This window comes from Bacillus atrophaeus, from assembly GCF_039519175.1.
GTDB classification, from domain to species: domain Bacteria; phylum Bacillota; class Bacilli; order Bacillales; family Bacillaceae; genus Bacillus; species Bacillus atrophaeus.
This window is the reverse complement of the sequence record NZ_CP154443.1, coordinates 1312537-1333011: the sequence shown is the minus strand read 5'-3', so window position 1 is coordinate 1333011 and position 20475 is coordinate 1312537. Positions and strand designations below refer to the sequence as shown.

Annotated in this window: 20 protein-coding genes and 2 tRNA genes; all 22 read right to left on the bottom strand. The window is 43.1% G+C overall.

The features are described 5' to 3' along the window. Nucleotides 1–37: 37 nt before the first annotated feature. Nucleotides 38–1054: a serine/threonine protein kinase gene (locus AAHT65_RS06865; RefSeq protein ID WP_061670925.1), complete on the bottom strand. Its 1017-nt coding sequence runs from the start codon at nucleotides 1052–1054 to the stop codon at nucleotides 38–40. Continuing rightward, entirely contained in the window at nucleotides 1020–1757 is a 738-nt protein-coding gene (locus AAHT65_RS06860) for a VWA domain-containing protein (protein WP_003328561.1), read from the bottom strand. The genes AAHT65_RS06865 and AAHT65_RS06860 overlap by 35 nt, the downstream gene beginning before the upstream one ends. 85 nt (nucleotides 1758–1842) lie before the next feature. Next, entirely contained in the window at nucleotides 1843–4332 is a 2490-nt protein-coding gene (gene spoIIE / locus AAHT65_RS06855) for a stage II sporulation protein E (protein WP_088116352.1), read from the bottom strand. 225 nt (nucleotides 4333–4557) lie between these two features. After that, nucleotides 4558–4629: transfer RNA gene (locus tag AAHT65_RS06850), tRNA-Glu, on the bottom strand. Nucleotides 4630–4639: 10 nt separating this feature from the next. After that, nucleotides 4640–4716 (bottom strand) — tRNA-Met (locus tag AAHT65_RS06845). A gap of 167 nt (nucleotides 4717–4883) precedes the next feature. Further along, nucleotides 4884–5270: a S1 domain-containing RNA-binding protein gene (locus tag AAHT65_RS06840; RefSeq protein WP_004264630.1), complete on the bottom strand. Its 387-nt coding sequence runs from the start codon at nucleotides 5268–5270 to the stop codon at nucleotides 4884–4886. A gap of 80 nt (nucleotides 5271–5350) precedes the next feature. Then, complete coding sequence (divIC, locus tag AAHT65_RS06835; protein ID WP_003328566.1) at nucleotides 5351–5728, bottom strand: cell division protein DivIC; 378 nt, start codon at nucleotides 5726–5728, stop codon at nucleotides 5351–5353. A gap of 17 nt (nucleotides 5729–5745) precedes the next feature. Further along, nucleotides 5746–6381, bottom strand: a complete 636-nt coding sequence (gene yabQ / locus AAHT65_RS06830; protein WP_013390721.1) for a spore cortex biosynthesis protein YabQ — start codon at nucleotides 6379–6381, stop codon at nucleotides 5746–5748. Then, nucleotides 6378–6680 (bottom strand): sporulation protein YabP, encoded by a 303-nt coding sequence (yabP, locus tag AAHT65_RS06825; RefSeq protein WP_003328571.1) that lies wholly within the window; start codon nucleotides 6678–6680, stop codon nucleotides 6378–6380. Before yabP ends, yabQ begins: the two co-directional genes overlap by 4 nt. A gap of 78 nt (nucleotides 6681–6758) precedes the next feature. Continuing rightward, a complete protein-coding gene (locus AAHT65_RS06820) occupies nucleotides 6759–7019 on the bottom strand; it encodes an RNA-binding S4 domain-containing protein (RefSeq protein ID WP_343311204.1) in 261 nt (86 codons plus the stop codon). Then, on the bottom strand, nucleotides 7006–8493 hold the full coding sequence (gene mazG, locus AAHT65_RS06815; RefSeq protein ID WP_343311203.1) for a nucleoside triphosphate pyrophosphohydrolase: 1488 nt from the start codon (nucleotides 8491–8493) through the stop codon (nucleotides 7006–7008). The genes AAHT65_RS06820 and mazG overlap by 14 nt, the downstream gene beginning before the upstream one ends. Further along, nucleotides 8483–10084, bottom strand: coding sequence for a polysaccharide biosynthesis protein (locus tag AAHT65_RS06810; protein WP_343311202.1), 1602 nt, complete (start codon nucleotides 10082–10084; stop codon nucleotides 8483–8485). Before AAHT65_RS06810 ends, mazG begins: the two co-directional genes overlap by 11 nt. Nucleotides 10085–10267: 183 nt before the next feature. After that, nucleotides 10268–10804 carry a stage V sporulation protein T gene (gene spoVT / locus AAHT65_RS06805; protein ID WP_061571124.1) on the bottom strand — a complete coding sequence of 179 codons (537 nt, stop codon included), beginning with the start codon at nucleotides 10802–10804 and terminating at the stop codon, nucleotides 10268–10270. 134 nt (nucleotides 10805–10938) lie between these two features. After that, entirely contained in the window at nucleotides 10939–14472 is a 3534-nt protein-coding gene (gene mfd / locus AAHT65_RS06800) for a transcription-repair coupling factor (protein WP_343311201.1), read from the bottom strand. A 69-nt stretch (nucleotides 14473–14541) separates the two neighbouring features. Further along, the gene (locus tag AAHT65_RS06795; protein WP_003328578.1) at nucleotides 14542–14772 is read right to left on the bottom strand and encodes an anti-sigma-F factor Fin family protein; all 231 of its coding nucleotides are present in this window, start codon (nucleotides 14770–14772) and stop codon (nucleotides 14542–14544) included. Between the two features lie 56 nt (nucleotides 14773–14828). Further along, nucleotides 14829–15395 carry an aminoacyl-tRNA hydrolase gene (gene pth, locus AAHT65_RS06790; RefSeq protein WP_003328579.1) on the bottom strand — a complete coding sequence of 189 codons (567 nt, stop codon included), beginning with the start codon at nucleotides 15393–15395 and terminating at the stop codon, nucleotides 14829–14831. Between the two features lie 101 nt (nucleotides 15396–15496). After that, nucleotides 15497–16114, bottom strand: coding sequence for a 50S ribosomal protein L25/general stress protein Ctc (locus AAHT65_RS06785; protein ID WP_003328580.1), 618 nt, complete (start codon nucleotides 16112–16114; stop codon nucleotides 15497–15499). Nucleotides 16115–16196: 82 nt separating this feature from the next. Next, nucleotides 16197–17150, bottom strand: coding sequence for a ribose-phosphate diphosphokinase (locus tag AAHT65_RS06780; protein WP_010787401.1), 954 nt, complete (start codon nucleotides 17148–17150; stop codon nucleotides 16197–16199). A gap of 16 nt (nucleotides 17151–17166) precedes the next feature. After that, nucleotides 17167–18543 (bottom strand): bifunctional UDP-N-acetylglucosamine diphosphorylase/glucosamine-1-phosphate N-acetyltransferase GlmU, encoded by a 1377-nt coding sequence (gene glmU / locus AAHT65_RS06775; RefSeq protein ID WP_010787400.1) that lies wholly within the window; start codon nucleotides 18541–18543, stop codon nucleotides 17167–17169. A gap of 191 nt (nucleotides 18544–18734) precedes the next feature. Further along, nucleotides 18735–19028 (bottom strand): septation regulator SpoVG, encoded by a 294-nt coding sequence (spoVG, locus tag AAHT65_RS06770; protein WP_003328583.1) that lies wholly within the window; start codon nucleotides 19026–19028, stop codon nucleotides 18735–18737. 194 nt (nucleotides 19029–19222) lie between these two features. Then, nucleotides 19223–19600, bottom strand: a complete 378-nt coding sequence (gene ridA / locus AAHT65_RS06765; RefSeq protein WP_088116347.1) for a 2-iminobutanoate/2-iminopropanoate deaminase — start codon at nucleotides 19598–19600, stop codon at nucleotides 19223–19225. After that, the gene (gene purR / locus AAHT65_RS06760; RefSeq protein WP_003328585.1) at nucleotides 19597–20454 is read right to left on the bottom strand and encodes a pur operon repressor; all 858 of its coding nucleotides are present in this window, start codon (nucleotides 20452–20454) and stop codon (nucleotides 19597–19599) included. The genes ridA and purR overlap by 4 nt, the downstream gene beginning before the upstream one ends. Nucleotides 20455–20475 lie beyond the last annotated feature (21 nt).

Sequence of the window (20475 nt, the reverse complement as noted above, 5' to 3'; positions counted from 1 at the left end):
CAAAGAAGAAGCACGGGTTTTGCATATCTGAAAACAATCAAATCAAAAAAAGGACAATGTATGCAAAATAGAGCGCAAGGACGCTAATAACGATAAGGGTTGTTTCAAACAATCCGCTCGACTTGACTGCTTTCTTTTTGGCTTTATACCTCGTTTGTGTCACTTTGCCTTGCCGAGGCTTTGGCTGCTGTGTCCCTGATGACGCTTGAGACGATGTCGGAGCAGGCGCTTTTCTTCTTTCATTCTGACGGCCTGCTGCCAACAAGTCATTTTTCATCGCATCGGCTGATTGATAATCTCCGTTCAAAGCGGACACCAGCACTTTTTTATACTTTTTTAAAAATGGGTTGCCCTCAATGATGGAGCGAAGCTGTTCCTTCGGCTGATGCGACTTTTTGAATTCCTTTTTATGTACACAATTGATCATAATCATCGCAACAGCAAAGAGGTCATATGAGGGCTCTGCTTTTCTTGTGCCATATCCCCAATAGCCCCTATCGAAAAACTCTGTATATTCTTTTACGGCTCGGCCTTCCTTTGTTGTACCTCCGACATCTATACAGCGTATTCTCGCAGGCGGACCGTTTACAATCAGGTTATCCGGCTTCAGATCACCGAAAATCCAACCTTGCTGATGAAGAACGGAGAGACTCGACAAAAGTTGAACCATTAGCACAGGCACCCATTCCAAGCCCCTTTGGCTGACATATTGCAAAAGCAGCGGACCTTCTATATATTCCATCACATAAAAGGAAATATTGATTTTCGCACTTGGAACGAAGGCATCATCGACATCAAAAAAAGAAGGCCCCATAGTTCTCGATTGGGCCTTTGAAAAAGATTTTAAGACATTCACTTCAGAAGTAATAGACATGCTGTCATCACTAACTTTCAAGGCAACAAGTCCATCTGATGCTTCTGCCAAATAAACGATTCCGTTAGCCCCTTTTCCAAGCTGTTTAAGCAATCTGTAAGGTTTACCATTCCATTTCCCTTGGATTATAGTGCCCGTCGACAGACTACATGCCAAACTCGTCAAAGCGTCGTTCATCATCTTCCAACATGCCCCTTCTTGAGCGTATTTTCTCAAAATGCTGTGTCGCTTCACGTAGCGCCGGGCCGGTAGGTGTAATGCCGCCTGTTGAAAGCTTCGCAAAGAGTGTGGAAAGAGATTGCAGCTTTGGCGTCCAATTCAGCACAAGCTCGACCTCTTGTTTTTTCCCGGGAAATATAAACATAGCAAATTCATTATTCCCGATTCTTGAGTTGAGACTGATAGAGAGATCAATCAGCGCCTCTTTCACTGTGGGGAGCTTCGGAGCCATACTGGCGCTTGTATCAACAAGCACTAGCACCTGAAGATGCACCGTTTCTCCCAGTTCATCAACCACTTCCATCACTTCGCCGCGTTTTTCCGGAGAGAGTTCCTCCATTTCCACATTCTTTCCCAAGATTTGCTTAAGCTCTTGATTGACAACGCCTTGCAGAGTTTGAGTCATTGCCTTTTTCGTCACCATCTGTACGGTCTGAGAGAGCTGTGATGCGTACACCACCTGGTGCACACCTCCGCCGGCAAGGGCTATGCCTTCGACTTCTTTCATTGCTTCATGATCGACTGTGTTTTCCTCCATAATACCGATGACATTCACCGTAATTCCCTGCTCCTTAGCAAAAGCCGCCATTGCCAGCGGGTCTTCTCCATGGTTAGAGCAGCCGTCCGTTATCAGCAGAATCTGATTTAAATGTCCACTTTTCACATTCCATTCCTCCTGGAGAATACGATCATTCTCAGTCTGATTTATTTCCATCTTCGCCAGAAGAAATTTGATTTATACGGAACGGTTATGAAATTTCTTGTTTATTTTGAAAGAGAGCCGGAACAGGAATTGACGCCCATTTTGGAGTGTTGTGGTCAATTCGGACAACAACGACAGTCATATCATCTTCGATTTGACCTGATCGCGTACGGATGACCTCCTCCATCATTACATCCGCGATTTCTTGCGGGTCTTCGGTTTTTAGCCCTTTCATTTTGCGTTTCATCCATAAGTCATAATTCTCCACGTGCTTAGGACCTTCAAAAATACCGTCACTCATCATAATCAGGAGATCACCGGCCTTCAGCTGTTCGCTTACAACTTCTACATCAAATTCGTTAATAATGCCGATTGGCAGGTTGCTTGCCTGTACTTTTATGACTTGCTCCCCGCGTTTAATAAAGCTTGGTGTCGATCCGACCTTCAAGAATTTACAGCTCGCGTCCTGAAGATCAATAATGGACAGGTCCAGTGTGGAATAGATTTCATCAGTTGTCCGTAACGACAAGATACTATTAATTGTTTTGATTGCTATTTTTTCATCAATTCCCGATTCGAGAATTTTTTCTAGCAGCTTTATTGTCTCGTTGCTTTCAAAGTGCGCTCTTGCGCCATTTCCCATCCCGTCGCTGATTGCCGCTGCATATTTTCGCGCGCCCAGCTCCATCATGCTGTAGCTGTCGCCGGAGACAAGGCCGCCTCCCTTCGCCGCATGAGCCGCGCCCGTAGACACCCTGTATGATTTAGTTGAACCGAAAGCCACATGACTATATCCATTTGGATGGTCTGAATGCTGTTCGGCTTTTACCAAAATCTGCTCCTCAAGTATATCTGAAAGCATAGGTGCAATGATTTTTTCACTTTCTCCATGCCCTCCGCTAAAAGGGATTGTCATTTCAATGTCAATATTGCCTTGTTCTAGGCTGTAGATTTCTACCTGCTGTATTTCTATTCCGAAGTGTTGCAAAGCCTCTATAATTTGCTCCTCTTGGATAAAGTGCTGCTCTCTTTCCCTTTTTATTTCCCGAGAAAAGTCTGACATAACTTCGGAAACGCCCAAAAGCTGTTCAGCAACCAGCCGCCTGCTGTCTTGGACCTTTTTCTTTAGTGTCAAATGGGCCTGATGGTGAGCAAGCTCGTCTTCAATCAGTTCTTCCACTTGACGGGATTTTGAACAGTGCTGTTCGAACTCTTTTTTCAGACGGCGGTTTGTTGTGTATTGATTTTGTTCGGTTTCAAGCATAACTTGTTTCATTACATCATATGTTTTATCAAAGTTCTGAACCCAGCATTTATTTTTCTTATAGCAGGTTTGGCAAGAATGCTCCGTGATCTTACTTAGGAAAAGATCAACTTCGCTGTCTTCATTCTGATCTTCCGGCACTGTTTGATAGAAGGTGGCAAAGCTTTCTGATAAAGCGTGAAAGACATTGGAGAACTGGTCAACCTTTTGAGCGGTTACATCTCTGATCTTCCTCGCATATTGCTGCTGCTCCTGAATATGTTCGGCAGTGCCCGGAATGTATTTCGCCACTTTTTTAGTAATCGATTGGGGGGTCAGCAAAAACAGCACAACGGCGATTAACGATTCATATAACGTCGTCATCAGCCCTGCTGAGCCTTCACCATATAGTGATATAAGGAGAGATCCTATGATCAGGCCGATTGCCGCACCTGCTTTCTTTCCTTCTTTCAACAGACCGCCCAGCAGACCGGAAAACGCGAGTAAACTCATTTGGTACAGGTTTCCGATATTAGCAAGGCCGAGAATCAATCCCGTCACTACGCCTACAGTACAGCCGATGCTGGCCCCGCCGATAAAAGAAAAACTCAGCACAACATAACGGGCCAAAACATGCTCCGCCTGCATCCCTTGGAAAGATACACCTGCCAGCCCGGTAAGGACAGAGGCAATTAAAATCATAAAACAAATAATTTCTTCTATTTTTAATGATTGCTTCACTTTTTTCACGGTGAAAATCGGAAGACTTTGGAGAAAGATCAGCGTTAATATAAAGGAAAGCCCGGCTTCTACGATAGCCATTACATAATCATAGGTTGTAAATGCGCCATTTTGCGCGTAGATAAACCCTGCCCTTGCAACGGCCATGGACAAGAACACCACGATCGGCAGCATTTTGACCCGGTCCTCTATCATAAAGGCAGCAATCTTTGAAAAGATGGAGAACACAAGCAATGCCGATAAAATAAGCAGAGAATGTTTTGGAGATATGGTCAGCGCGCCCGCCAGCAATGCCAAACATGCATAAAATGCTTTGTCTCTTCTGATAAGCAGCATGGCACCGAAAAAAGGAAGCGCGAAAGGAAGGACCTCAGATAGAATAAAAGCTCGTCCGAGTAAAAAACCGATTATTACATAAATGAAACCCTTATAGAAAAATAGTGAATGCAGATGATGGACCACCATCTTCGTACCTTTTTCAAAAAAGGATTGAAGTTTTTCTAAAGCTTGTCCCGCCATCGGCCCGTTCACTCTTCTTTCTGCTTTTTCCATTTCACTCATCTCCCACCTGTTCTATTCGTTGCTTGTCATTATAGCGAAAGCACAGATAGGATTTTGTCAAAAGAAGGTAACGAATTCAAAGAAGTCTTCGACGGTTTCTGCCCTGATCCTCATTACTCTCTTATTTTTCCGAGGATTTCTCAGAAATGTGTCAAATAACCGTGATGATTGAAATAAAAAAATCGGCTCCTCTATAGAAGCCGATTTTTCGCTTGATGACCCGTACGGGATTCGAACCCGTGTTACCGCCGTGAAAGGGCGGTGTCTTAACCGCTTGACCAACGGGCCGTAAATAATATGGTAGCGGCGGAGGGGATCGAACCCCCGACCTCACGGGTATGAACCGTACGCTCTAGCCAGCTGAGCTACACCGCCATGTCATTTGTGCTTACAAGCACAAGTTATATAATACAAAGGTTTATCTTATCCGTCAACAGAAACTTAAATGTTATTATTTTCTGACTATAAAGGAGGCATTAAAATAAAAAAAGCACCCGCTGGGATAAACGGATGCTCCATTTTATTTATAGAAAGCAGCAAGGTTAACCTCTTCTTGCTCCGCGCCCTCCACGTTTTGATTCCGTGTTGCGTTTTAAAGATGATAAGCGGTCTTCGCTATCTTTTAAAAACTTATTCATTTTCTGCTCAAAAGATTCTTTTGGACGGAAATCATTTCTAGGTCTGGCTTGCGGACGGTCTTTAGCTTTTTTTATAGATAAACCAATTTTCCCGTCTTTTTCAACGTTGATGACTTTCACTTCAACTTGGTCGCCGACTTTTAGGTGTTCGTTAATGTCTTTTACATAATTATCGGCTACTTCACTGATATGAACGAGACCGGTTGAGCCTCCAGGCAATTCAACAAACGCTCCGAAATTTGTAATACCTGTTATTTTCCCTTGCAACTTGCTGCCAACTTCTATCGACATAAAAAAAGTGCTCCTCCTTAGGCTTATAAAAAGATCGTTTGCTTAATTATACCTAAATAAAAATTTAAGTGTCAACAAGGCTACTTATTCTTCTTCTCTACGTTGAAGAGAATTTCACCGTCGCCAGACAAGAAATAGTCCCTTCTGGCAAGCTCTGTGACGTATTCTTCATCTTTTAATTTGTTAATTTCTTCTTCTAAATCTGATTGTTTTGCCTTCATGCTTTTCAGTTCTTTTTGCAGCTGCGCTTTCTTTTCTTCTTTGGCGCTAAGGGAAGCGGTTTGCGTCCAAACAGAACTTGCTAAGACAATTGCCGTTAATAATACAAGGGCGCCAAATACGGCTAACCGCCTGAATAGCCCTTTTCGTCTTCTTTTTTTCTGCTGTGATTGACGCTCTACTTGTTCTTTATAGTCGTTTTGTATTTCAGTTATCGTTCGTTCCCTGGATAAATTCAAACCAGACGGTCCTCCTTTCACCTTTTCAGGTAACGTGTGATGGTCGTTTTGATTGTTATGAATAGTTTCTTCTTCTTTTCTAAAAATCCTGCACCTTTTTGAAAATAGCGTTTGATCCTTAGACGCAATGTTTCGGGAAGAAGTTTCAGACATTGTTTCAAAAGAAAATATATGGGAAAACATAATACCTTTACGATTTTATACAGACACAACAAAAGAAAAGTAATCAAGCGGTATACTTTCTGTATCAAAAACATGACGAGCCCGATAATCAGTGTACATACCCAGACAACTGGACGGAATAACACGTGCTGAACGAGCCTTTTTATGGATTGGTATACAGAAACCGCGAGATAGATGGTGAATTTCAGTATTTTTATATACATTCGTTTGCAAAGGCTTTGATACGTCGCAACGCCTAATAAAACTGCCAAGAAAATGTATATCCTGAGTTCACCCTCGTTCACATTGAGTAAGACATAAAAGAAGAGCAGCCCTTGTACGGCCCAAAAAAGGATATCATGGATAAATAAAAGCCATCTGGCTGTTCTCGCCCGAACGACAAACAGCCTGTACGTGTCTAATGACGCCCCAAGCCAGGCGCCCATGCCGGCCATTGCCAGCATCGTATAGAATTGAGTCGTGAGCGTCATTTAAACAACTTGCTAAAAAATCCTTTAGCTTTATCCCCTTGTTGCTCGTCTAAATAAACAAGGTCGAATACCCTGCCTTTGATAGATACAATTCCTTTTTCAACATCAAGGTTTTTCATTTGAAGATTTTCTCCTCTGACAGAAAGCATACCCATAACGGTTTCCAGCAGGAATTCTTCATTGTCAAAGCTTTCAACATGCTTGACGCCTGAAATATCTAAATGCTTCCGGCCTTTCATTGTGATATCATGCTGTTCCGGAACAGAAGAAGATCCTTTTTGTTCATAATATGAATTCATCTATCCAGCCCCCATATCCTCGATACTTTTAGCATTATTACTGCATTGTATGAGGCGGGGGAATTGTTTAGAACAAGCCTATTCGCCGAGTTTTTCTTCCTTCAGAATCGTGTACATATTGACGGCCTCTTCTTTTTTAGTCGTGTCTTTCAATTCATTGACTTGAACGGTAACGAGTTTTTGGCCGAAGCGAACTTCTAATTGATCTCCCGCTTTGACATCAGAACTTGCTTTTGCCTGGTTTCCGTTAATGGAAATTCTTCCTTGATCGGCAACTTCCTTTGCCAAGGTACGGCGTTTGATCAGCCGGGATACTTTTAAAAATTTATCGAGTCTCATGTTCTGATCTCCTCTCAGTTTCTTTTACTTCATTCCACAATTTGTCCATGTCTTCAAGCGACATGTCCGACAGCTCTATTCCTTTTGATTTTGCTGTTTGCTCAATATACGAGAACCGCCGGCGAAACTTGTCATTCGTCATTGCAAGCGCTTCTTCCGGTTCTATTTTATAGTAGCGCGCTACATTGACCAGTGCGAACAAAACATCTCCAAATTCGGCCTTTAAGCTATGCTCATCAGGAACGTTCTCGGAAACCTCGGAGGAGAACTCCTTCATTTCTTCATTGACTTTTTTCCAGATGTCGCCGACGTCGTCCCAATCAAATCCGACTTTCGCAGCTTTTTTCTGAAGCTTTGCCGCTTTAGAAAGGGATGGGAGTGTTTTCGGCACGGTATCTAATAACGATGCTTCTGACATTGGTTTTTCAGCTTTTTTTATCTCTTCCCAGTTGGCTAAGACGTCAGTCTCGTCCTGAACCTTAACATCCTTAAACACATGCGGATGTCTTCTGATCATTTTTTCGCTGATCTCTCTTATGACATCATCTATTGTAAAGTATCCCTCATCTTCACCAATTTGTGCGTGGAGAAGCACTTGAAGCAAAACATCGCCAAGCTCTTCAATCATATGGTCAGTGTCTTCTTCATCAATCGCTTCAAGAAGCTCGTAGCATTCTTCGATCATGTATTGTTTTAACGTTTGGTGAGTCTGTTTTTTATCCCATGGACAGCCGTCCGGTCCGCGCAGCTCCCGAATGATCCTGCGGAACGCGGAGAACTCTTGGTAAAGGAGCTTCTCTTCTTTAATCGGCGGAACATACACACTTGTTAAATTATTAATTTCGACGCTGCGGTCAAGCTCGTACAGAGGGACGGTTTGTATTATTTCCTCGCGGCTTCCCGCCGCAGTGACAATCACAACCTCATAATCGTCCGGAAGCTTTTCCATCAATGTTAATTTCACTTCTGAGGCTGTCATCTGATCGTATACCTGACAGATAATTAAGTGATGGCGCAGCTCCAGCTCATCAGGCGTCAGGGTTCCCGCATCAACGAATTGAAGCCCTTCAATCGGGTCTATCTTCAGCGCGTTAAACGTAGCGTCAAGAAAGCTTTGGCCTCCGGCGACGGTTACCTTCACTTGTTTTTCCTCCTGCCGATCAATGAGCAGCTGGACGGTTTTTTCTGCCATGAAAGGGTGACCAGGCACGGCATAAACGATGTCTTGATGTTCTGCTTCCGCAAACAGGATGTCGGTAATTTCTTCGTATACCGCATCAAACTGGCCATGCTTTTCGTAAATGTCGTCAAAAAACCGAATGTGGCCCGTTTCCTTTTCCAACTCTTCGATCAGGGGGTGGTCTTTTGTTCTGACATAGAGAGCTTCAGCCTTTGTCAGCAGCTTATGTACGCCCAGAGTCAACTGGTCCATATCGCCGGCCCCGAGACCGACGACTGTAATATTACCTGCCATTTTGTTCTCTCCTTCTTTTGAATTTGCTCAACTTGCTGCCAAAAGGCACGCTGTTCAGCTCTTCGTCCGTAAATATATTCATATTCATCATACAATAAATAAACACAGCGCCACCAATGGCTACTGCCGATAAACTCTCAACAGCGGCTATTCCCCTTCCTGCCTCAGGGAAAACCATAGAACAGATACTCAAATACGCGAACAGGACCACTGACATCAAAAGCGCTGAGCTAAGAAGCGGAAAAATGGAGCTTCCCAGATTTTTCAGCCACCCTTTTTGCCATAACCGAAACAGATTGAACCCGGCGACTGCCGCAAAAGAAATGACTGTTGCAAGCGACGCGCCTTCAATACCGCAGCTCGGTACCAGAACGGAATTCAATATCCATTTGGCCGCTATTCCCGCACAGACCGAGATGGCGGGGAAAACTGTATTTCCCGCTCCCTGCAAAACAGCTGCAGCGGTAACGGCAATAGAAGTAAAAAAGATGGAACCGCTGAAAATCTGCAAGGCCGCTGTTCCTTCGGTATTCCGAAACAGCATCATATTGACAGGTTCAAGTATACAAATAAGCCCTGCCGACGCCCCAGTTCCGATGACAAGAGAAAGCTTTAACGAGGACGTTATCTTTTCCTTTAATAACGACATTTCATTTTCTTTTACAGCCTTTGATATATACGGTACCAGAGATGCCGCAATGCTTACGGCAAACACGGTTCCGAGCTGAATAAGAGGCTGGCCGCGATCATAAATACCTTTAAGCCGCTTTGCTTCTTCGTCCGCTAATCCGTCTGACAGCAATGCATACAGGTTTAGAGCATCCACCAGCTGGATCAAAATCAAAAGCAAACTGCTGACACAAATTGTCACGGAATAAAGCAGCAATTTTTTTACGATTGCAGTTGTTCCGACCACATCTAATTCTGGTTCTGAGTTCTTATTTTCGACTTTCTTCGCTTTAAACCAAAATAAGCATAATAAAATGAGCGCCGCCATACTTCCGGCAAGCGAGCCGGAGGCCGCGGCCGCACCCGCAGCATAGAGAGAGTATCCTTCTTTCACAATCCAAAATGACAATCCGAGCAAAACTGCAACACGCAAAAGCTGTTCTGAAATTTGTGATAACGCAGATGGCAGCATGTAGCTGATCCCTTGAAAATAGCCCCTTAATAGGGCAGCGAACGGAAACAGGAGAAAGGCAAATGCCGCTACTTGTATTAACAAAGCGAGCTGAATGTCTCCCATAAACCGCGCTATCGGAACCGCGCCCGCATATAGAAGGATAAACAAGATCAAACCGACTGATGATAAAAACAACGCGGCTATTTTTAATATTTTGCCGCTGTTTTTTTCTCCATAATCATTCATCAGCTTTGATATAATGACCGGAAATCCTGATGTTGATAGCATAACCGCGATACCGAGAAAAGGATACACCTGCTGATATATATAAAATCCAACATCGCCGACAATGTTTTGAAATGGGACTCTGTAAACGGCGCCTAGTATCTTGGTCATCACGCCCGCGAGTACTAAAACAAAAGCCCCTTGCCACATCTGATGCCGTTTGACGTCTATTGAATCATTCATCCAAAAGCTCCTTCCACTTGCAGGGGACCTCAATGGTTCTCTGTTAAAACGGATAAAAACGAGCTTATTATAACATATCCCCAGGCTTGGAACCCTTTTTCAACCAATGAAAAAGAACAGCACATATGTGAGCTGTTCTATCATCGTTTAAGAATGTATTGGTTTCAGTAAATGGTATAAGACCTACTGTTCCATTTGACGAGCGAGAAAACCGGCGGCCGTTTCTACAGCTTTATGTTCTACCTCACCCAATGATTGATCCTTTGAAAAAATGACCACAGCTCCAATTGGATCGCCATTTGCCACAATTGGGCCTATGGTATAAGAATTCATGTCTTCATCAATGCCATCAAGAAGCTGCGCTGACTTGACATCACTCTCCACAACGGAGCTGCGCTGATCCATGGACTTCTCAAGCAATTCGCTGATTGATTTGTTCATATAGTCCTTTTTGGAACTGCCTGAGACTGCGATAAATACATCACGGTCACAAATCAGTACAGAATGCCCAAGACTGTCATAAAGTGCGTCTGCGTATTCTCTTGCAAAGTCTCCAAGCTCGCTGATAGGAGAGTATTTCTTTAAAATGACTTCTCCATCACGATCAACAAAAATTTCGAGCGGATCACCTTCCCTGATTCTTAAAGTTCTTCGGATTTCTTTAGGGATGACGACCCGTCCTAAATCATCAATACGACGTACGATACCGGTTGCTTTCATCTCTCTGGTGCCTCTCTTTCATTTGATGATATATATGGGAAAGACCTAAAGCTGTCTACTTTATGTACCTTCCGACTCGCTTGAAATTAGTATCCGTCACATCAAATGTAATATACACCAGAGAGTAACAAAATTTATGATGAAGCAATGGTTTGTTTTTTTACTTTTTTGAGTCCTTTTAGCATTCCGAGTACGGTTTCCAGCCATTCGTCTGTTTTTCTGCCTTTGGTTTGAATGGAGATTTTTAATTTTTTTCCTTCCATTCCCAGTCCGATTTGTCTGCCGTATTTATTTCCCAGCTCAAACAATTTCTGACCGTCAATTTCGGCGCTCGCAGACTCAGTAATTGTAAATCTGACCGCGTCTTTGTCCTGTTTAATCAATTCGACCCGCTCATTTTTTGCGTAAACCTTCATTTCAGCGACGGTAAATAAGTATTCCACTTCTTTCGGATAATTTCCAAATCGGTCAATCATTTCATCTTGAAGCTCATATTTTTCTTCAAGAGTTGCGACTGATCTAAAGCGTTTATACATATCTATTTTTTGTTTTCCGTCTTGTATATAGGTTTCCGGAATATACGCATCAAGTTCCACGTCAATTTCGGTTTCAAATTGCTCGGATTTCGACGTGTCTCCTCTGCGCTCTTCAATTGCTTCCTTGAGCATTTGCGAATAAAGATCAAAACCGACTGAATCAATAAATCCGTGCTGCTGAGCGCCAAGAAGATTTCCGGCTCCGCGAATCGTCAAGTCACGCATTGCGATTTTAAAACCAGATCCAAGCTCCGTAAATTCTTTAATGGCTTGAAGCCGTTTTTCCGCTACTTCCGTCAGCACTTTGTCTCTGCGGTATGTGAAATAAGCGTAAGCTACGCGATTGGAACGACCGACACGTCCCCGGAGCTGGTAGAGCTGGGAGAGGCCCATCTTATCGCCGTCAAACACAATAAGGGTGTTCACATTCGGTATATCCACGCCTGTCTCGATAATAGTGGTGCTGACAAGAACGTCTGATTCCCCTTCCAGGAAATTAAGCATAACACTTTCTAATTCATTTTCTGTCATTTTCCCATGGGCATAAGCCACTTTGGCGTCAGGGACAAGCATGGAAATCTCATCCGCTTTCCGCTCGATGTCATCGACACGATTGTATAAGAAATATACCTGGCCTCCGCGGGCCAATTCCCGTTCAATCGCTTCTCTTACAAGAGCTCCGTTATATTCAACAACGTACGTCTGCACAGGAAAACGATTTTCAGGCGGTGTTTCGATAACAGATAAATCCCTTACCCCGAGCATAGACATATGCAATGTTCTTGGGATCGGTGTCGCCGTTAATGTTAATACATCAACATTTGCTTTGATTTGTTTGATTTTTTCCTTATGCGTTACGCCGAAACGCTGCTCCTCATCTATGATGAGTAAGCCCAAATCCTTGTAAACGACATCCTTTGATAAAAGGCGATGAGTCCCGATCACCATATCCACAGTTCCGTTTTTCAAACCTTTAATCGTCTCGTTCGCTTCTTTTCTCGTCCGGAATCTGCTGAGCAGACCAACCGTAAGCGGATAGTCTTGGAATCGTTCCATAATCGTTTCATAGTGCTGCTGAGCCAATATGGTTGTCGGCACGAGTAATGCAACCTGCTTGCCATCTGCAATTGCTTTAAACGCCGCACGTATGGCGACCTCTGTTTTACCGTAACCTACATCTCCGCACAGCAGGCGGTCCATCGGCCGTTCTCTTTCCATATCCTTTTTGATTTCATTGATAGAACGCAGCTGGTCTTCCGTTTCTTGATAAGGGAAGGCTGATTCGAATTCGCGCTGCATTTCATGGTCAGGAGAGAAGGCGTAGCCTTTGCTCGCTTCCCTTTCTGCGTAAAGCTTGATGAGATCGTCAGCAATATCCTGAACAGAGGTTTCTACTTTTTTCTTTACGCGCTTCCATTCACTGCCGCCCAATTTGTAAAGCTTCGGCTCTTTCCCCTCTGAACCGACATACTTTTGGACTTGGTCAATTTGTTCAACGGGTACGTAGAGCTTGTCGCTGCCTTGATAATGAATGTTTAAATAATCTTTATGGATTCCATTGATTTCAAGGGTTTCAATTCCTAAATACTTACCGATCCCGTGATTCACATGAACGACATAATCGCCGACCTGAAGCTCTGAATAGCTTTTGATTCGTTCTGCGTTTGTAAGCTTTTGTTTTCTCGGCTTCTTTTTCATGCGATTTTTAAATAATTCTTCTTCTGTGATGACCGCAAGCTTCATCAGCGGCAGTTCAAATCCTGACTGAAGCTCGCCCTCCATGACATACACCTGTCCTTGGACAAGGGCTTTTTTGTTGTCAATCATAGCGGCTTCTATTTCATAATCAGCAAGCACAGACGAAAGTCTTTCTGTCCGCTCTTTATTTGCCCCTAAAAATACCACTGTGAAATTTGATTTTTTGAATCGTTCCATTTCACTTGCAAGGACATTCATTTGGCCATGGAAGCTCTGCATTTGTCTGCTGGATACATTGACGATGTTTTGCGGGCTCGTATGCTGTACGTGACGCAAAAATAAAGAATAGTATAAAATAGGCCGCTGCTGTTTGGACACTAGATTTTGGAAGCTGAAGGACAGACTGACGTCATGCAGAATCTTCCCTTCCTCTAAAAGATTCGTCACAAATTCCGCTTCTTCTTTTTGAAGCTGTTCTTCCATTTCGTGAATCCGGCTGACTTCATCTAACAAAAGAAGAGTATCAGGCGGAGTGTAATCTAGCAAACTAGCAGGTTTTTCATAAAAATACGAGAGATACTTCACTAACTCCTGATCTGTTTGGCCTTCTGACAGACGCTCTTTATCATGAGAAATATTCATGTGGAGAATCTCTTTTTGTTTATCCGCCTTTACCTTTTTCAGACTGGCAGCAAGACCTTTATCTATTTTTTCAATCGCGCGGGCTTTTTCCTCCGCTCGGATAATCAGTTCTTTCGCCGGACCGATACTGACGGAAGTAAGCGTTTCAATTGATCTTTGATCATCTGAATTAAAGGTGCGGATAGAATCAACTTCTGTATCAAATAATTCGATCCGTACCGGATGTTCAGCTGTTAATGGGTAAATATCTATTATTCCGCCGCGAATACTGAATTCACCGGGTGCAGAAACCATATCGGAACGCTCATACCCCACTTCTACAAGGCGTGAGGACAGCTGATCCGGCTCTATATCTTCACCAGTTGTAATTGTCATTTGGCTGTTTTTCCAGACATCGACGGGCGGAAGCATTCTTCTGACCGCTGCCACAGGGGCAACGACAATCGGCGTTTCACCAGCCGTCAATCTGTTGATGACGTCAAGACGCTGTGCACGCAGTTCAGGGCTTGCCACTGCAATTTCAGAAGAAATCAGTTCATTGACCGGGTATAAAAGAACAGACTGATCCTCCAGGAGAGCAGTCAAGTCTTCCGTTACTTTTTGGGCTTGATACAGATTATGCGTGATTAAAAAAATGGGCTGATTGATTTTCTCCGAAAGGGCGGAAGTAAACACAGACCGCGCGGAACCTGACAGACCCGCGAGCAGTTGTTCCCTTAAACCCTCGTGTAAACCGGTTACGATGGATTTAAAGTCATCGCTTTCTTTAATAAAGGTTTGAATGTTATCCATATGGCCCCTCCTCTCTGTTTCCTATAAGAACAGAAAAATGCTTTGGTCTAGTGTCTACACCAAAGCTTTTTATTGAATAAATGTTTGATATTCATGAAAATGCGGATTTCGTTCAAGAGCCTCTTGGCAGTCTTCACAAATTGTAAGAACATGGACATCTCCATTATCTTTATAAGAAATCATATCGTTTCTTTCCTCATTTGTTAAGTGATGAAATCCAAGTAAATCCGTTGTGACGAGTGATTGTTCAAGGCTTCCTACTTTAACGCCGCAATGTCGGCAGTAATAATGCAAAGCCATACGCCGAACCTCCTGATAAAGTCGTTTTCAGCTAGTATGGGCTTCGATTATTTATCTTATACATTCGCGTTAAATTCGTTCATTACCTCTAAAAAAGGTTTGCTTAATGAAGCCTCACAAGCTTTTACTGATTTTGAAATCGCTTCATCGATGGCAGGCGCTTCTTCTTTTGTGAAGGCTCCTAACACATAGTCAACTACTTTCATACCATTTACAGGACGTCCGATTCCGATTCGGATCCGGTCGAATTCAGACGTGCCTAAATGCTGAATGAGCGACTTAATGCCGTTATGCCCTCCGGCGCTGCCTTTCGTCCGTAAACGGATTTTACCTGCCGGCAGATCCAGATCATCATAAATCACTTTTAGTTCTTCATTCCCCACGTCATAATAATCCATCAACGGCCTCAAACATTCTCCTGATAAATTCATATATGTAAGCGGTTTAACAAGTAGAACCTTTTGTCCGGAAACAAATCCGGTTCCGTACAAACCATTAAATTTAGTTTGATTCAGCTCAATATTCCATTCCTTTGCGAGCTGGTCTATTGTCATAAAGCCTACATTGTGTCGCGTATTTTCATAATTTTTTCCCGGGTTTCCCAGACCGGCAAGCACAAGCATGGCGAATCCTCCCTTAGTTACGTAAGCTCGCGCAGGCGAGCTATAATTCTTCTCATTCTAGCACAAAAGACGTAACCGCGGGAGGGTTACGCCTTAAGCCATTATTGATTTTCGTCTTCGCCTTCAGGCTGACCGCCCGTCTGTTCCTCTTCCTCCCCTTCAGCCGCTTCTTGCTGCTGAGGCGGAAGAATAGAAGCCACCACTTCATCTGACTCATGATTAAAGGAGTATTCGCCGTCAGCTGATAAGTCTGCAATCGTCAACACATCGTTAATATCAAGACCGGATATATCCGCCTCAATGGATTGCGGTATCGCTTTTGGCTTAGCTTTTACAGAAAGCTCATACAGCGGCTGCTGCAATACGCCTCCCTCTTTTACTCCGACTGATTCTCCAGTCAAATGAATAGGAACATCCACTTCAATGTCTTCACTCATATTCACAACTTGAAAATCAGCGTGAGTGACTTCGTTTTTTAACGGGTCAGTTTGAAGCTCAGACACCATCACAGCATGTTTCTTTCCGTCGATGTCAATCGTAATAATCGTGTTTTTCCCTTCATCCCGCAGAGTTTTAATAAGTTCTATACTGTCTAGGGAGACGGGTGTGTTTGTCGTTTCTTTACCATATATAATACCTGGAACATGTCCTGAAGTACGGATTTTCCGAAGAGATGAACGTTTAAAATCCGTTCTTTCTTTTGCTTTTAAAGTTGCCATATTCAGCACCATCCTATTATCGTTTTCTCGTCCTAATAGAACAATACCCATAACGATTAGGATTTAAACATCGGCGGCCGAATTAGCTGAATAAAAAGCTGACAGATTGCTTTTCGTGAACGCGGATAATGGCTTCTGCCAAAAGCGGTCCTACAGAAAGCTGCTTGAATCGCTCAATTTTCTTTTCTTCAGGAAGTTTGATGCTGTTTGTCACAACAAGCTCCTTGATTCTTGAGTTATTGATCCGTTCAACAGCAGGGCCGGATAATACAGGGTGTGTACAGCACGCATACACTTCTTCTGCCCCGTTTTCAACAAGCGCATTAGCGGCAAGCGTAATTGTACCCGCAGTATCGATAATATCATCAATAAGAATAGCTGTTTTGCCTTCAATGTTACCGACAATATTCATGATTTCCGCCACGTTTGGTCTCGGACGGCGTTTATCAATAATCGCAATCGGCGCTTTCAATCGGTCTGCAAGCTTGCGCGCACGTGTCACTCCGCCATGGTCAGGGGAAACGATCACGATATCCTTAAGGTTCTTGCCTTCAAAATATTCTCCTAAAATCGGAACACCCATCAAGTGGTCAATCGGTATATCGAAGAAACCTTGGATCTGCGGCGCATGCAGGTCAAGGGCGATCACACGGGTCGCACCGGCAGTTTCAAGCAGATTCGCAAAAAGCTTAGCCGTGATCGGTTCACGCGCTCTTGCCTTTCTGTCCTGGCGAGCGTATCCGTAATATGGAATGACGATATTAATGGTTTTCGCAGAAGCGCGTTTTAGCGCGTCTACCATAATCAGCAGCTCCATGATATGCTCATTGACCGGGTCACTTGTAGATTGAATGATATAGCAGTCGCATCCGCGAATACTTTCTTCAATATTGATTTGGACCTCGCCGTCGCTAAATCTTTTAACAGAGCACTTCCCTAACTGAACTCCAACATTATCCGCAATTTCTTTTGCAAGCTCTGGATTAGAATTCAAAGAAAAAATCTTTAAATTCTTATCTCCGTATTGATTAGACATGGATAAACCTCCGATTTTAGGATTGTTTTTTATGAATTTTTTTCACATAGTCATCTTTATTTACTTGTCTTGCTCTGGCAATAGCAAGCGCTTCGCCAGGCACATCCTCCGTTACCGTTGAGCCGGCAGCTACATACGCGCCTTTTCCGACTGTAACAGGAGCGACTAAATTGGAGTTGCAGCCAATAAAGGCGCCGTCTTCAATTTTCGTCAAAAATTTATTTTTCCCATCATAATTAACAGTAATTGATCCGCAGCCCAGATTCACGTCCGTGCCTACTTCAGCATCACCGACATAACTTAAATGAGAAGCCTTGCTTCGGTCTCCGAATTGAGTTTTCTTAACCTCAACAAAATTGCCGATCTTTACCTCGTTGCCGATAGTCGATTCCGGTCTGATGTGAGCGAACGGGCCTATATTGACATCATTCCCAACTTTACTGTTATTGACAACTGATTGTTTAATAACAGTGCGGCTGCCGATTGAGCTGTTCTCAATCTCTGAATGAGGACCGATGATTGAATCTTCTCCGATTTGAACCTGACCTTTGATCACGGTTCCGGGATAGATTACAGTATCGCTTCCGATGACGGCTTCCGGGGAGATATATGTGTTCATCGGATCAATCAGGCTTACGCCGTTTTGCATATGCCGTTTATTAATCCGCTGTTTCATAAACAATTCTGCCTGAGAAAGAGCGACTCTATCATTAACTCCGAGCGTTTCTTGGAAATTACCAGTCTGGTAAGCAGCAACAGTTTCGCCTTCATTTTTAAGAATTTCAATGACATCAGGAAGATAATATTCGCCCTGCACGTTGTCGTTGGAAACCTGTTCGATGACACGAAAAAGAGCCTCGTTATCAAAACAATACGTTCCGGTATTGATTTCTTTCACAAGACGTTCCTGATCTGAAGCGTCTTTATGTTCCACGATTTTTTGAACCGCTCCGCTTTCACTACGGATGATGCGTCCGTATCCGGCCGGATCATCTGCTACAGCGGTCAGAATCGTTGCTTTTGCGTCTTTTTCTTTATGTTCCTTCAGCATTGCTTCCATTGTCTCTGCAGTTAAAAGCGGTGTATCTCCGCATATAACAATGGTAACTCCTTTTTCACCTGTAAGAAAAGGTTTTGCCTGTTTGACAGCATGGGCTGTTCCAAGCTGTTCGGCTTGAAGCGCATACTCGCTTTTTTCTCCGAGCTGCTTCTTCACATCTTCGGCTCCGTGTCCGACAATGGTAACAAGCTTAGCTAAAGATAATTTGAGAGCTTCGTCTACAACATGCTCCACCATAGGCTTACCGCAAACTGGATGAAGGACTTTATAAAGCTTTGATTTCATTCTCGTGCCTTGTCCAGCCGCTAAAACAACTGCAAACCGCTTATCCATTTAATGGCCTCCAATATCCCTTTTATCCATAGAAAAATATATCCTAAATATGCGTTGATTTCAAGGAGACTTCATTAAGTGCAAGAATTTTCTATGTAGCGGGTTTATAATTGAAAAATCAGAATTAAAAAAGGACCGCTAAATAGAGGCCCTTTGATCAGCCGTCTAAGCAGTCCTTGCTGTTTGTTATTTTAAGAAGCCCCAGCTTCTTCATATTCTAATGCTTCAGTGTCACCCAAACGATGGTACTCATTTAACACAGCATCTTGAATCTTTCCACGTGTGCTAGAATTAATGGGATGAGCAATATCGCGGAACTCTCCATCAGGGGTGCGTTTACTCGGCATCGCAACGAAAAGACCATTGTTTCCATCAATCACACGAATATCATGTACGACAAATTCGTGATCCAGCGTGATGGATGCAATCGCTCTCATGCGACCATCGGTATTCACGCGGCGTAATCTTACGTCAGTAACTTCCACAGTAGTTCACCACCTTTTCCCTATATAAAAGCATTAGTCTAACAATTCCACGATTCTTTTTAAATTCCTGCTTAATTCAAAAATATTTTTTGAAAATATAGGATAATATTGCACAAATAGGTCATACCGCTGTTATCTCGGCATAAAATAAATAAAAAAGTGATCCTGAGCGCTCAGAATCACTTTTTTTTGTGTTATTTAACTAACGCAATTACTTCAATTTCCACTAACGCGTCCTTAGGGAGTCTGGCTACTTCAACGCAGGATCTGGCCGGTTTGTGAGTGTTGAAGTATTGTCCGTATACTTCATTAACTTCAGCAAACTGTTCCATATCAGCGATAAATACGGTAGCTTTCACAACTGTTTCAAAAGAAGCGCCCGCCTCTTCCAAAACTGCTTTCAGGTTGCTGAATACTTGATGAGTTTGCTCAGTAATGTCGCCGTTTACCATTTCGCCGGCGGCAGTCAAGGGAATCTGGCCTGAACTGTAAAACATATTATTGACAATAATTCCTTGAGAATACGGTCCTATCGCTGCTGGTGCATGTTTTGTATGGACTGCTTTTGTCATTTTTCTGTCTCCCCATTCTTTAAAAGGTTTTCTTTAAAAAAACGCAGAAAATTGCCATTTTGAATCTCAATTGATTTATCTTTCATGTTGATTTTTGAAAGAGTAAGAAGAGACATATACTCATCTACGAGACGTTCATCTACTCCTTCAGCTTCAACCAAGACACCGATCCCCGCTACATTGGCATTGAACTCATCCAACAGGTTAATCATACCATTAATCGTGCCGCCCGCTTTCATAAAGTCGTCAATAATCAAAACGTTTGAACCCGTTTTCATACTTCTTTTCGCGAGAGACATGGTTTGAATACGATTAGAAGAGCCAGAGACATAGTTAATGCTGACTGTCGACCCTTCGGTTACTTTATTATCTTTTCGTACGATAACTACAGGAACATTAAGAAAGCTTGCAGCTGCATAAGCAAGCGGAATGCCCTTTGTCGCAACTGTCATGACAACATCTATATCCCTTTCCGCAAATACAGAAGCGAACAGCTTCCCTACTTTAGAAAGAACAGATGGTTTTCCTAAGATATCCGTTAAATATAAATAACCGCCCGGAAGGATACGCTCAGGGTTCACTAATGACTGTCCAAGTGTCTGCACAAACTCTTCCGCTTCAGCCTGTTTGACCTTTGGAATATATTTGACTCCTCCAGCAGCTCCCGGAACAGTAAGCAATGTACCGATTCCTTGCTGCTCAAAGGTTTGTTTAATAATTGTTAAATCTTCACTGATGGATGATTTTGCAGATTGATACCTTTCCGAAAAAAAGGTCAATGGTATTAATTCGTGCGGATGGGTTAACAAATAATTTGTTAAGTCCACCAATCTGCCGCTCCGACGAAACTTCATGAACTTACCCCCAAAATCCGA